This is a genomic window from Streptomyces sp. GL_148 (assembly GCF_057834205.1).
Genome location: NZ_CM174396.1, coordinates 5081374 through 5094201 on the forward strand (window position 1 = coordinate 5081374; position 12828 = coordinate 5094201).

Genomic DNA, 12828 nt, shown 5'->3' on the forward strand with positions numbered 1-12828 from the left:
GGTCCGACGGTAGCCGCAATGAGCGCTGAGGTCAGCGGGGGTGACGCTTCCGGTCATGCCGCGGACGGCTACCCGGTGCCTAGCGTCGTCGGTACGACCCGAGGGGGAGGGGAACCCGATGAGCCCGATGAACTCGATGGGCCCGAGCAGCCCGATCAGCCCGATCAGCCCGATGAGTGGGAGTGAGACGGTGGACGGAGCCGTGCGGCCGCGCACGCTGGCGGTGTTCACGGAGTGGACGGGCGAGCGGTACGCGGCCGAGACCGCCCTCCGTCACAAGGGGGGAGGGGGAGAGGGAGGGGGAGGGGGTGGAGGTGGGGGCGGGGGATGGGTCACCGTCTCGTACGGCCAACTGCGCGCCCGTGTCAGGGAGTCCGGGCGCGCCCTGCTCGGCCTCGGGGTCGCCCCCGGCGAGCGCGTCGCGGTGCTCGCGGAGACCCGGGCGGAGTGGACGTACACCCACTTCGGGGTCCTGGCCGCGGGGGCCGTCCTCGTGCCGGTGTACCCGACGGCCGGGGAGGAGGAGCTCGCCTGGGTGCTGTCGGACTCCGCGGCCGTGGTGGTCGTCTGCGACGACGCCGCGCAGGCCGCCCGGGTGGAGGCGCTGCGCCCGAAGCTCCCCGCCCTGCGCGCGGTGGTGGAGATGGACGGGCTGCGCGCCCTGCCCGGCGCAGTGCCGGAAGCCGCACTCCTCGCCCGCGCCGCGGCGGTGGACCCCGCGGCCGACGCCTCCATCGTCTACACCTCGGGCACCACCGGCCTGCCCAAGGGCTGTCGCCTCACGCACGGAAATCTCGGCGCGATCCAGGACGCCACGCTCCCCCTCGTCAAGGGCGGCCCGGGGGACTCCACGTACCTCTACCTCCCCCTCGCCCACCTGCTGGCCCAGCTGATCCAGTTCACCACCCTCCTGGAGGGCGGGGAGCTCTGCTACTTCGGCGGCCGCATCGAGGACGTCATCGGCGAGCTCGCCGAGGCCCGGCCGACCCATCTGCCGTCCGTGCCCCGGTTGTTCGAGAAGCTGCACTCGGTGGTCCTCTCCCTCGCGGAGTCCCAGGAGGGCGGCGGCGCCCGCTTCGCGGAGGCGGTCCGGCTGGGGCTGCTGGCCGCGGAGGGGAGTCTGGAGGCGGAGGACCGTGCTGCCTACGAGGCCGCCGAGAAGTCCCTGTACTCCCTGGTCAGGGGCGCCTTCGGCGGCCGCCTGAAATGGGCGCTGACGGGCGGCGCCCCGATCGCCCCGGCCACCCTCGACTTCCTGCGGGCGTGCGGGATCGCCCTCTTCGAGGGCTACGGCATGACGGAGTCCGGCGGGGTCATCAGCCTCAACCACCCGGACGGGGTCCGCTACGGATCGGTGGGCCGCCCGATCGCCGGGTGCGAGGTCCGCATCGCCGAGGACGGGGAGGTGCTGGCCCGGGGCCCGATGATCTTCCCCGGGTACCACGCCAACGACACGGCGACGGCCGAGGCGCTGGACGGGGAGGGCTGGCTGCACACGGGCGACCTGGGGGAGGTCGACGCCGAGGGCTTCCTGCACATCACCGGCCGCAAGAAGGAGCTGATCATCACCTCGGCGGGCAAGAACATCACCCCGACGGAGCTGGAGTTCGCCGTACAGCGCTCGCGCTACGTTTCCCGCGCCGTCATGATCGGCGACCGCCGCCCGCACCCGGTGGCCCTGATCACCCTGGACGCGGAGGAGATCGCCGCCTGGGCCGTACGCGAGTCGGTGACCCTGGACCCCGCCGCCCCCGGCGACCACCCGGCCGTACGGGCCCTCGTCGCGGAAGCGGTCGAGGCGGCCAACGCCACGGTCTCCCGCCCGGCCCGCGTCCGCGCCTTCCGGGTGCTGCCGGGGGAGTTCACCGTAGAGGCGGGCACCCTTACGCCGACGCTGAAACTGCGCCGGAGGGCGGTGGCGGAGTTGTACGCGGGGGAGATCGAGGAGTTGTACGGGTAGGGGGATCGAGGGGCTGTACGGCGTTGACGGTTCCGGGGGGCGTCCCGGCAGTCCAGTGTCCTTTCGGTGCGGGCCGGTCCGTCAAGGGCGCTCCCTGCGGTCGCGTCGCTTCGCGATGGCCTTCGGCCACCCTTGACCGACCGACCCACCCCGAAACGCCACAAGACTTCCGGGATCCCCCCGGGGAATGGCCGGGGGGAGGACTGGGGGAGGGGCGGCCTGGTCTGAGATGCGCAGCCCCCTCCGGGGGGCGCGGCAGATCGCTACGCAGTCCTTCTCGGCTTGGCGGCTGACCGCCGTCTGGGGTTGGCTGACCCGATCGGTCCCGAACTCCCTTGCTGGGTCCGCTGCTTAGAGTGACCCCATCGACCGGCGGGGGAGTCGGTCCAGGAGGGGAGAGCCATGGCATTCCGCAAGTTCCTGAGCGCCCTCGGCGTCGACGCGCCGAGCGTGCAGACGGTGATCGAGAACCCGCAGGTCAGCCCGGGCGGGACTGTGCGCTGCGTGGTCACCGCCGTGGGCGGCGGCTCCGACGTGGACATCGAGCGGGTGCGGCTGGAGGTGGTCGTACGGGCCGAGGACCTCGAGCAGGGCGGCAAGACCGGCTGGAAGGACCCCTACGCGGTGGTGGCGGTCGATCTCGAAGGCTTCCGGCTGCCTGCCGGGGAGACGGTGGCGGTGCGCGGCGAGCTCGTGCTCCCGTGGGAGATGCCGCTCACGCACGCGCTGGGCGCCCCCGTTCCGGGTGGCCGCGCCGCCGTCCGTACCGAGCTGGTCGTCGACAAGGCGGCGGACCAGGGGGACTTCGACGAGTTCGAGGTGCACGCCCTGCCGGCGCAGGACGCGATCCTCCGGGCCTACACGGACCTGGGGTTCCAGATGCGCGAGGCCGAGGTCAAGCTCGGGTTCCTCCCGGAGCAGGCGCCGGAGATGGAGAGCCGGCAGACGGAGGACTTCTGGCAGGAGATCGACTTCTTCTTCCCGGAGTCCTGGGACCAGGGGCGGGGCGAGCTGGAGACGCTCTTCATCGCCCGCGAGGACTCCGTCGACGCCCACCCGGGCGGCTTCCCGCCGGTCACGTTCGTCTACAGCGAGCTCGACCAGCAGGCCTGGACGGAGACCCTGGAGGAGCACGTGCGTGGGTACTGGCAGCGGAACGAGGGGTAGGGCGAGGGCATGAGTCGGCCGGGGGTGACTTCACCCCTCGGCCGGCGCCCCGCCGCCTGGCCGCCGCCGACGCCTCAGTCGCACCTCTGCGGCGCGCAGCCCCAGGTACGTCACGACCAGCCCCAGCCCGAGCACGTAGGCGCCGATGTTGGCACCGGTGTCCTCGTACTCGTCCAGCGAGTACAGCTCGCCCTTGCGGTCGCCCTCGGCGAGCACCCAGCCGGAGTCCCAGCCGAAGCCGGTCTGCGGGTCGTAGGCCGGGGCCTTGAGGAGGGCGTTCCGGTCGGCGTCGCACCGGTAGGCGCCCTCGCGGTCCCGCTCGGCGTACGGGTCGCGCCAGCGCACCTTGCAGCGGCCGTCCGGCTTCTCGCTGAGGACGGTCAGGTCGATCTGGTGATGCTCGGGAGGCGGGGTCGCCTGGACCAAGGCCATCGATATCCCGATCAAGGCGATTCCGGCCACCAGGACACACCACCGGGACCACCACCGTGCTCTGATCACCCCCGCCGCCTCCTCCTTCGTCCGCGTGGGGACAGGATGAGCCGGGAGGGGGCAGATGGCCAGAGTCAGGCCCCCCTGTTCCTATGCCTCCGTGACCCCGCCGAGGAACGCGGCCCAGGCCCGGGAGGCGACCGCCAGCTGGGGTCCGGCCGGGACCTTGGAGTCCCGGATGTGCACGGAGTCGGCGCAGCCGGCGACCTCTACGCAGTTGCCGCCCTCACCACTGCTGTAGCTGGACTTCCGCCAGTCGAAGGCGACTTCGAGGCACTCGCCGCCCTCGCCGGAGCTGTAGCTGCTCTTAAACCAGGCAAGGTCCGTGTTCATTACCGTTCTCCCAGCATCTTTTCGACCAGGGCAAGGGACTCGTGGGGCGTGAGTGCCTGTGCCCGGATGATCCCATAGCGCTCGCTGTAGACCCTCACCTGTTCCGGATCGGTGATGAGGTTCGCGTGACCGTAACTCTCGGTGTAGGCAACCTCGTTGCGTCCCTTGGGGCGGAGGAGGGTGAAGGCGCTGTCCAGAGCCGGGTGCTCGTCGCGGTCCAGTGGCATCACCTGGAGCTGCACCGTGCGCAGGCTGCCCACTTCCAGCAGGCGGCGCAACTGTGCACGGTGGACCTCCTGGCCGCCCGTCGGGCGCAGCAGTACTGACTGCTCCAGGACGAAGCTGAAGGTGGGTGCGGGCCACCGCTCCAGGATCACCTGGCGGGCAAGCCGGTCCGCCACGCGTTTCTCGATGGTCTCCTCGTCCAGCACCGGTCGGCGGTGCCGAAACAGGGCACGCGCGTAGGCCTCGGTCTGGAGCAGCCCAGGAATCGCCTGGACGCCGTAGTAGTGCAGAGCCACGGACCCCGCCTCCGCGTCCGCGAACTTGCGGAACCAATCCGGGTGCCGGGTCCGGGCCCGCTTCAGTGCGTCCTTTACGTCCGGGATGGCTGCGGTCAGGACGCCCCCGGCGCCGAGCGCGCGGTCGACGTTCTCCAGGAAGTCCGGCTGGGGTGTTCGTACGCCGCGCTCGATGGAGGACACCAGGTCCTCTCCCACGTGCACGAGCGCCGCTAGCTCCTTCTGCTGCAAGCCCGCGCGTTCCCGCAGCACCTTGATGATTTTGCCAAGCGCCTTGAAGAGGTACGCGGTGCCGTCCACCTCGACTGGTCGTTCCGGTTCTTCCTCACGCTCCGACAGGTTGTTCATCGGTTGAACCGCCCTCGTCCGTACAAGCCGTACAGGCAACCGCCGTCGGTCCTACGGGGGTTCCCCGTAGCGCCGCCGTTCCTGGAAAGCGTACGGCGGACCGGCCACGCTCGGTGACGTGACGATGGAATTGAGTGACATGGCACCGGCGGAGTTCCGGCAGCGCCTCTCCGCCACCCCGCGCGGGGCGCGGCTGGCCCGGCGGCTGGCCGGGGTGCAGCTTGCCGCCTGGGGGATCCCGCACGGCTGCGATCTTGCGGAGGACGTGGAGCTGGTGGTGGGGGAGTTGGCCGCGAACGCCGTGCTGCACGGGCGGGTGCCCGGCCGGGACTTCGAAGTGCGGCTCGGCTACGACGGGTTGCGGGTCCGGATCGAGGTGAGCGACGCCCGGGGTGACCGGGTGCCGCCCGAGGGGGAGGTGGCGGTGGACCCCTGGTCGGCGGAGGGCGGGCGCGGGCTGGTGCTCGTACGGGCCCTGGCGCGGGAGTGGGGCGTCGTGCCTAGGGCGCAGGGCGGGCCGGGGAAGACGGTTTGGGCGTGCCTTTGAGCGTGGGGAGCGGGGTTGTGGCAGATGCCTGCGCAAGGTCGGGCTGATCTCCGCTTTTGCGCGGGAGACCGTTATCGCTCCCCGGCTTCCCGGCGCCAGTGGGCGTGACGGGCCCGGATGATGTGGGTGTCGGGGTGGTCCGGTCCCAGCACTCGCAGGTGGTACTCCAGGAGTGCGGCGGTCGCCTTCGCCGCCTCACCCGGATCCCCGGCTTCCCCCTGCCAGGCGGCGAGATGGAATCGGGTGGTGAGGGTGTCGGGGTGGTCCGGTCCCAGTACCCGCAGGCGGTCCTCCAACAGAACGGTGAGTGCGGCGGCGGCCCCGATCGGATTCCCGGCCTCCCCGTGCCAGCGGGCGAGGTTGGAACGTGCGATGAGGGTGTCGGGGTGGTCCGGTCCCAATACCCGCAGGCGGTCCTCCACCAGTGCGGCGGTTTCGTCTGCGGCTCCGGCCGGATCCCCTGCCTCGCCCCGCCAGTAGGCGAGATTGGAACGGGTGGTGAGGGTGTAGGGGTGGTCGGGTCCCTGCAGCCGCAGGTTGTCCTCCAACAGGGCGGCGAGCGCGGCGGCGGCCCCGGCCGGATCACCTGCCCTCCCGCGCCAGCGCGCCACGTCGTTCCGCACGGTGAGGGTGTGGGGGTGGTCCGGTCCCAGTACCCGCAGGAAGTCCTCCAGCACGGTGGTGAGCGCGGCAGCAGCCCTCGGTGCATCTCCTGCCCCGCCGAGGGAGTGGGCGAGCTTGGCACGTGTGGTGAGGGTGTTGACATGGTCCGGTCCCAGTATCCGCAGGCAGTCCTTCAGGAGGTCACCGAACGCGGTGGCGGCCCCAGTCACATCCCCCGTCCTCTCCTGGAAGTGGGCGGCGTTGGAACGTGCGATGAGGGTGTTGGGGTGGTCGGGGCCCAGCACTCTCAGTAGGTCGGCCAGTAGAAGGGCGGTTGCCTCCGCAGCCCCGAAGGTGTCCCCCGCCTGCCCACGCCAGTGGGCAAGGTTGGACCGGCTGGCGAGACTGTTGGGGTCGTCCGGGCCCAAGTGGTGGGTGGTGGAGTTCGTGAGCTGCTGGAAGTGGTGGATAGCGGCCGCCACTTGCCCGGACTGCCCGAGGCTTTCGCCGAGGCGGTACAAAACCTGGTGGGCGTCAGGGTGGTACAGGGCGTCCTCGGCGCACGCGTTCAGGGCGGTGGTGTTGGCGCGCAGGGCACTGGCCAGGCCGGCGTCGCGTTCGGTGTCGGGCCAGGCTTCGGTCAGGGCGTCGGCCGCAATGCGCGCGAGCGCGTCCCGGTGGTCGGGGTTGAGGGGGTCGCGGATGGCCCGTTGGACGATCTGGTGGACGCGTACGGCCTGGTGGGCTTCGGCGGGGGAGTGGTCGATCAGGCTCAGCCGGTGAAGGGCCCGCAGCGCGCCGTTGGCCTCATCCTCGGTGACCGCAGGGGGTTCCGGGGCGGGGCTGTCACGGTGCTGGAACACTCGATGGGCCGTGAGGTAGCCGAGGACCGGATCGCCGGTCAGGACCTGGTCCGGGATCCCGTTCGGGTCGAGCATTGCGGCGAGTTCGAGCATGGGACGGGCCAGTCCCGCCGGGCGGAGCTCGTTCGCGCGGTCCACAGACAGGGACCAGGCGGCCGCCGCGGGGGTCGACTGGTCGTCGGGCAGGTCGCCGGGCTCGGGGAGCAGGTCTGCCAGCTGGCGCGCGCGGTCGGCTAGGCGGGTGCGGTAGTCGGCGGCCGTCAGATGGGTGTCCGTGAGGTAGGCGGCGGCCTGGGAGAGGGCGAGCGGCAGGTGACCGAGGTCTTGGGCCAGGGCGGCGAGGTCCGCTTCGGGTTCGCGGCGGCCCTGGGCGGCCAGGGCGTGCTGGAGGTGGGCCGTGGCTTCGGCCGGGGTGAACAGGCCCACCGGGACCAGACGGCCGTGGGTGGCCAGGGCGGCGTCGCGGCGGCGGGTGGTGACGAGCGTGCGTCCCCGGTCGTGGGTGGGCGGCCACAGGTTGCGCAGGTCGCCCGGGTCGGCGACGTCGTCCAGGACGATCAGCCAGCGGGGCCGGCCGGGCGCGGGTTCGAGCCAGGCCAGGAAGGCCTGCGCGGCCCGCTCCGGGTCGGCGGGGTCCGTGTGCAGGATGTCGGATGCGGCCTGGGCGTAGGCGTCGATGACGGCTTGGCGGGTGGCGGCCGTGACCCACACCAGCAAGTCGACTTGGACGTCGGCCCAGGCGTGGCGGGCGTGGTCGGCCGCGAGCTGGGTTTTGCCCACACCGCCCATCCCGGCCAGGACTTGGCAGAGCACCGCAGTGCCGCCGCCCTCCACGGCGGAGCGCAGCCGGTGCACCTCGGCCCGGTCCTGGAAGGAACCGGCTCGGCGGGGGATCACTCCGACCTGGTGCGGCCAGGAGACGGCATGGCGGGGAGCGGCCTGGTAGGTGACCTGGCCGATGTGGTGCGCCGCCAGGCTGCCCTGCCCGGCTTGGACGAGTACGCCGCCGGCCGGTGGTGCGGTGGCGGGGAGGCTTGGGAACGCCGGTCCGGTCAGCCCTGGGACGGATCCGGCACCGGAGGGGGGCCGATGTGCGCGCCCCCGTGCAGGACCGCCGCCGCGATCGATCCGCCCTCGGCCTTCACGCTGACGTCCCGCCCGGCTGCCGCGCCGCCGGTTCCGGCCGAGACACCGGGGGCATCCGTGGTGTCCTCCAGCAGGGTGCGTAGGTCGGTGGCCGCCTGCTCCCGCTCCGCGTCGTCGGCCAAGCCTTCCAGGAGGTCTTCGATGCGGGTCCGCCACACCGTCGCCTGGAGAGCCTGCTCCTGCTCCGACCCTCCCCCGGCCACGAGTTCGGCCGCGCTCCGGTCCAAGCGCTCCAGCTGGACCCGTTCCAGCTCGCCGTCGCCCCGGCCGAACCACCGCGCGACCCGGTCGCGGACCTCCGTCCACGCGTCCGTCGTCGCGGCCTGCACCACTGCGGCGCCCCCCGCCGCGGCCAACGCCGCCAATGATTCGGCCAGCATCCCGCCACCCCCGTGTTCCCGGATCCCTCGTACGCTGCCCCGGACGAGCCGCATCTGAACGTACTTGCGCGCAGCAGCGCGCACGGCCCTTTCGTCCAAGTCGTAGCCGTAGCCGTTGACGTGGGCGGACGGGGGGACGGTCATCATGGAGCCCATGACGAACGACGGGGAAGCGAACGGCGGTCCGGTGGTGTGCCCCGGCTGCGGCACGGGGGACAACGTCCCGGTCGCCGACGTGCGACGGGGCAAGGACATGATCCGGCTCGCTCTGGCGCCGAACAAGACCGGCGACGGATGCATGAACTTCATCGAGGGCACCGTGATCGCCGGGCTGGCCGCCAGTGCGGGTGCGTACTACGCCGACGACCGGGGCTGGCCGTGGCTCGTGCCGGTCGGGATCGTCGCCGCGCTGCTCGTCATGGTGGGGACGATCGCCGTCATCCGCAGCGAGGGCAGGGACAAGCGGCGGGTGGAGGACGGTGCCGCACGGGCGGCCGAGGCCGCCGAGGGTGCCCGGTACTGCTCCCCGTGTGAAGGGGTGTTCTTCCCCTCGGGCGGTCCGTGGCAGGGCGTGGCGACGCCGGAGCGGTTCCGCCATCACGTCTGGACGGCCGGCGGGTACGGGGACCTGCTCGACGAGAAGGCCAAGGCGGCGGCCGAGGCCGAGGCGGCGGAGTCGGCCTGACCTGCCTGACCCGCCCGCCCGGCTACTTCAGGTTGTCGCTGATCAGCTTCTTGAAGGCGTCCGGGGTGATCGAGTCGATGCCCTGGCCCGAGTTCACCGTGAGCTTCTTGCCGTTGATGGAGACGTCCGGAGTGCCCTGCATGTCCTGGTCGTAGAAGGCCTGGCCGACCTTTTCGACCCACGGCATGTAGGTGAGTTCCTTGACCGCCTGGTTGAAGGCGGGCGTCCGCAGTCCCGGGACCTGGTCGGCGAGCTCCAGCAGAGTGGCCGTGGAGCCGAACTTGTCGTCCGATTCCTTCTCCGGGTGGTTCTTGTAGAGCACCTGCAGGTACTCCATGAACTTCTCCGGGCTCTCGTTGACCGCCGCGCCCAGCGCGTTGACCGCCCGCTTGGAGCCCTTGCCGCCGCCCAGCGCCTTGTCCAGGAAGGTGGCGAAGTGGTACTCGACGCGGTACGTGCCCGCGTCCGCCTGCTCCTTGATGGTCGTGCCGAGGCCGATCTCGACGCCCGCGCAGTAGGGGCAGCGCGGGTCGAGCCAGGCGGAGAGGACGTTCTTGGCTTCGGCCTTGCCGTACGGGATCACGATCCCGTCCTTGCCGGTGGTGTGGGCCGGCTGGACGAAGGGCTTGTCGGCCCCCTCGTCGGCGGAGCCGTCGGAACCGGAGGAGTTCGCCGCGTACGTCCCGACGCCGACCGCGAGGGCCAGTACGGCGACCAGCGCGCCGCCGATCAGCACGCGCCCGCGCAGCTTCTCGCGCCGGGCCTGCGCCTCGCGCTCCTCGCGCATCCGTGTCCGGGCCTCGCGCCGCTGGTCCTTCTTGCTGGTTGCCATTCCCCAAGGCTAGAGATCGTAGAGCGCTCAAGTAGGTGCCATTGGTGCGAATCGGGCAGGGCCCTAAGTCCTTTGTCCGTTTCCGGACCAGGCCCTGTGGAAGGTCGGCAGCCTTGTGGGCCATGGTGGACTTGGCGAGGAACTTCGGGCGGAAGTCCTCCACCGCCAGGGCGTCATGGTCGCGGACCACGCGCTTGGCCCACTTGCGGCCGGTGTCCTGGCGTTGCCGCGCCACCTTCTTGTGCAGCTTCGCGACGTGTTTCTTCGCCGCCTGATAGCCCTTCGCCGGTTTCCGGCGGGCCATCATCCGCTGATAGCGGGCCAGGCCGGCGGCGGCCTTCTTGCCGTGCTCGGCATGCCGGAGGTCGTGGTCGTCGCTGGTGGTGGTCGCGGTCTCCTTCACGCCCCAGTCGATACCGATCGCCGCGCCGGTCTTCGCAAGCGGCTCGACCTCGGCGGGGACGACGAACGAGCAGTACCAGTGCCCGAGACTGTCCTGATACACGCGCACGCTGGACGGGTCCGCCGGAAGATTCCGCGACCACACCACCGTCAGGGCGATCCCGCCCGCCAGGTACAGGCGGCCAGGCCCGCTGCCGCACCGGCAGCCGGTCCTTGATGTCCTTCTGCGCCTTGGCACGGGACTTCCCGAAATCCCGGATCACCTGCTGCTGCGCAACCGAGGAGCCATCCCGCAGCCAGGTGATCCTGGTCCGGGCTTCGGTCGGCATCTTGTCGAGCTGCGCCGGGCCGCAGGTCCGCTTGTCCTCGCCTTCGGGCCGGTCCTTGTTCCACAAATGCGTCTGTTTCGACTTCGCGCAGCACTCGTTCCAGACCCAGCGGCACCGGTCCCACTCGCCCATCAAGGCGGCGAGCCCGGTGGACGACGCGCGGACGCGGAAGGTCCACCGGGCATGCCCGGCATCCCCCGCCATCGGCAGACCAGATGCGAACCGAACTCCGGCGCTCCGCGCCTCCGCCCCAAGGACTCATTCCTCCCCGGCCTGAAGGCCAGGGCATCCTGGGGGAAATCCTGTGAAGGGCAGGCGAATGGTGGGACACATCTCCCGGGGCGGCGGTGAGTCGCGTGCGAAGACCTGATAGACAGTTAACCTCCACGGCCCGATCGGCCGGCCGCGCGAAGATGTTCGGGGCGCGCGGAGTGAAATACGACTTTTTACGTTTTACGGTGGCCCGGATCGGCCGCCGCTCTGGGGGGATCGCCGCACTGTGAAGCCACTTCACCGTCACCTCGTCAACACCTCGCGCAAGGTCATGTGCACGGCCGCCCTCGCGGCCAGCCTGACCACGGCCGCGGTCGTGACCAACACGCCGATCGCGGGCGCGGGGGAATCCGAGCCGACCCCCGACAGCCCCCAGGCCACCGATCGTGGTGACGCCCGGCTGGAGCTCCCGGACCTGGTCGCCGACCCGCCGCCCGCGCCCCCCGGCGCCGCCAGCCCGGGCGGGGCCACCGCCGGCATAGCCGCGACCGCCCTCGACGCCTACAAGCGTGCCGAGATCTCGGTGGCCGCCGCGCTCCCCGGCTGCCACCTGCCCTGGCAACTGCTCGCGGGCATAGGCCGGGTGGAGTCCGTGCACGCCTCCGGCTACGGGCTCAAGGCGGACGGGTACACCGAGAAGCCGATCCGCGGGCCGCGCCTGGACGGCAACGGCTTCGCCGAGATCAGGGACACCGACAAGGGCGAGTGGGACGCGGACCCCGAGTACGACCGCGCGGTCGGCCCGATGCAGTTCATCCCCGGCACCTGGAAGACCTGGGGCGCCGACGGCAACGCCGACAGCAAGCGCGACCCGAACAACATCTACGACGCTGCGCTGGGTGCCGGCCTCTACCTCTGCGCCGGCCAGCGCAACCTCACCGTCGCGGGCGACCTCGACGAGGCGATCCTCAGCTACAACAGGTCACGCGCGTACGTGAACACGGTGCTCGGCTACATGCGCCAGTACCAAGCGGGCCAGGGCGCGACCCCGGTGCCGAACCCGCCGTCCGGCAACTACCCGACGCCGAACCCGCCGTACCTGCCCACGCCGCCGGCCCCGCCGGCACCCGTGCCGACCCCGACGCCGACTCCCACCCCGACGCCGCCGCCCACGCCGACCCCGACCCCGACCCCGAAGCCGACCCTGGACAAGCTGGTCCGGATCGGCACGAGGGAGCTCGCGGCGGAGGCCGGGACCGAGTTCGGGCGCACCCCGCTCATCAAGGCGGTGCTGACCGACGGCATGCCCGCCGTCAACCAGGTGATCGTGTTCGCGATCGACGACGACACCACCGGCCACACCGTCTTCGCGGCCGACGGCAAGGACTTCGCGGTCCTGCAGACCAACGCCAAGGGCCTGGTCAGGGTTCCGAAGCTGAAGGCGGGCCGCAAGGCGGGCGAGTTCACCCTGCGTGCCTCGGGTTACGCCGCGTCCGAGGTCTCCGTGAAGATCGGCGGCAAGGTCACCCCGGCCAAGCCGGTACCCGTCCCGGAGGCGGACCAGCTGGTCCGCAGCGACGCGAACGCCGGCAAGCCGCTCACCGCGGAAGCCGGGGCCGGGATCAAGGGCGTGCAGTTCCTGGCGACGGCGAAGGACAAGCCGGTCGCCGGGGCCAAGGCCACGGCCGGGCTCGGCACCAAGGGCGCGGACGGCACGTGGGTCCCCGCGGACCCGGCGAAGGCGGGGGAGACCCCGTACTTCCTGGACAAGGACGGCAACAAGCTGACGGAGCTGGCGCTCCCGGCGACCGGGGCGGACGGCAAGACCGCCCTGCCGGAACTGTCCACCACCGGTGTCGCCGCAGGCACGTACACGCTCCGCGTGCGGATCTCGGACCAGGCGGTCCTCTTCCTGGAGATCACCGTCACCGAGCCCCCGGTCACCGAGCCCCCCGCGACGGAGCCCCCGGCGACCGAGCAGCCGACTCGGGAGAGCTAAGACTTGAT

The 12828-nt window shown here is 71.6% G+C and carries 11 protein-coding genes and 1 pseudogene; 5 read left to right on the forward strand and 7 right to left on the reverse strand.

The window, feature by feature from the left end; genetic code table 11:
* The first annotated feature begins 118 nt into the window (after nucleotides 1–118).
* Complete coding sequence (locus tag AC3IYI_RS23480; RefSeq protein WP_489405622.1) at nucleotides 119–1960, forward strand: AMP-dependent synthetase/ligase; 1842 nt, start codon at nucleotides 119–121, stop codon at nucleotides 1958–1960.
* Between the two features lie 402 nt (nucleotides 1961–2362).
* Nucleotides 2363–3127: a sporulation protein gene (locus tag AC3IYI_RS23485; protein WP_489405623.1), complete on the forward strand. Its 765-nt coding sequence runs from the start codon at nucleotides 2363–2365 to the stop codon at nucleotides 3125–3127.
* Nucleotides 3128–3157: 30 nt separating this feature from the next.
* On the opposite strand, the gene AC3IYI_RS23490 is transcribed toward AC3IYI_RS23485, so the two are convergent.
* The 3 genes from AC3IYI_RS23490 to AC3IYI_RS23500 form a co-directional block, all read right to left on the reverse strand.
* A complete protein-coding gene (locus tag AC3IYI_RS23490; protein ID WP_489405624.1) occupies nucleotides 3158–3628 on the reverse strand; it encodes a hypothetical protein in 471 nt (156 codons plus the stop codon).
* 81 nt (nucleotides 3629–3709) lie between these two features.
* Nucleotides 3710–3952, reverse strand: coding sequence for a DUF397 domain-containing protein (locus AC3IYI_RS23495; RefSeq protein ID WP_489405625.1), 243 nt, complete (start codon nucleotides 3950–3952; stop codon nucleotides 3710–3712).
* Nucleotides 3952–4821 carry a helix-turn-helix domain-containing protein gene (locus tag AC3IYI_RS23500; RefSeq protein ID WP_489405626.1) on the reverse strand — a complete coding sequence of 290 codons (870 nt, stop codon included), beginning with the start codon at nucleotides 4819–4821 and terminating at the stop codon, nucleotides 3952–3954. Before AC3IYI_RS23500 ends, AC3IYI_RS23495 begins: the two co-directional genes overlap by 1 nt.
* 124 nt (nucleotides 4822–4945) lie before the next feature.
* Here AC3IYI_RS23500 and AC3IYI_RS23505 point away from each other — a divergent pair, with 124 nt between their 5' ends.
* Nucleotides 4946–5368: an ATP-binding protein gene (locus AC3IYI_RS23505; RefSeq protein ID WP_489411635.1), complete on the forward strand. Its 423-nt coding sequence runs from the start codon at nucleotides 4946–4948 to the stop codon at nucleotides 5366–5368.
* Between the two features lie 71 nt (nucleotides 5369–5439).
* Here the strand turns inward: AC3IYI_RS23505 and AC3IYI_RS23510 are convergent, their stop codons facing one another.
* Both AC3IYI_RS23510 and AC3IYI_RS23515 read right to left on the reverse strand, forming a co-directional pair.
* Nucleotides 5440–7731, reverse strand: a complete 2292-nt coding sequence (locus AC3IYI_RS23510) for a tetratricopeptide repeat protein (protein ID WP_489405627.1) — start codon at nucleotides 7729–7731, stop codon at nucleotides 5440–5442.
* 155 nt (nucleotides 7732–7886) lie between these two features.
* On the reverse strand, nucleotides 7887–8507 hold the full coding sequence (locus AC3IYI_RS23515) for a hypothetical protein (RefSeq protein WP_489405628.1): 621 nt from the start codon (nucleotides 8505–8507) through the stop codon (nucleotides 7887–7889).
* Between the two features lie 7 nt (nucleotides 8508–8514).
* Here AC3IYI_RS23515 and AC3IYI_RS23520 point away from each other — a divergent pair, with 7 nt between their 5' ends.
* Nucleotides 8515–9045: a hypothetical protein gene (locus tag AC3IYI_RS23520; RefSeq protein WP_489405629.1), complete on the forward strand. Its 531-nt coding sequence runs from the start codon at nucleotides 8515–8517 to the stop codon at nucleotides 9043–9045.
* A 22-nt stretch (nucleotides 9046–9067) separates the two neighbouring features.
* Here the strand turns inward: AC3IYI_RS23520 and AC3IYI_RS23525 are convergent, their stop codons facing one another.
* Nucleotides 9068–9877: a thioredoxin domain-containing protein gene (locus AC3IYI_RS23525; protein ID WP_489405630.1), complete on the reverse strand. Its 810-nt coding sequence runs from the start codon at nucleotides 9875–9877 to the stop codon at nucleotides 9068–9070.
* Between the two features lie 61 nt (nucleotides 9878–9938).
* Nucleotides 9939–10812 (reverse strand): annotated as a pseudogene (locus AC3IYI_RS23530) (RNA-guided endonuclease InsQ/TnpB family protein); the annotation flags it as partial.
* Between the two features lie 295 nt (nucleotides 10813–11107).
* Between AC3IYI_RS23530 and AC3IYI_RS23535 the strand changes: the two are divergent.
* Nucleotides 11108–12820, forward strand: coding sequence for a lytic transglycosylase domain-containing protein (locus AC3IYI_RS23535; protein WP_489405631.1), 1713 nt, complete (start codon nucleotides 11108–11110; stop codon nucleotides 12818–12820).
* The last annotated feature ends 8 nt before the right edge of the window (nucleotides 12821–12828 follow it).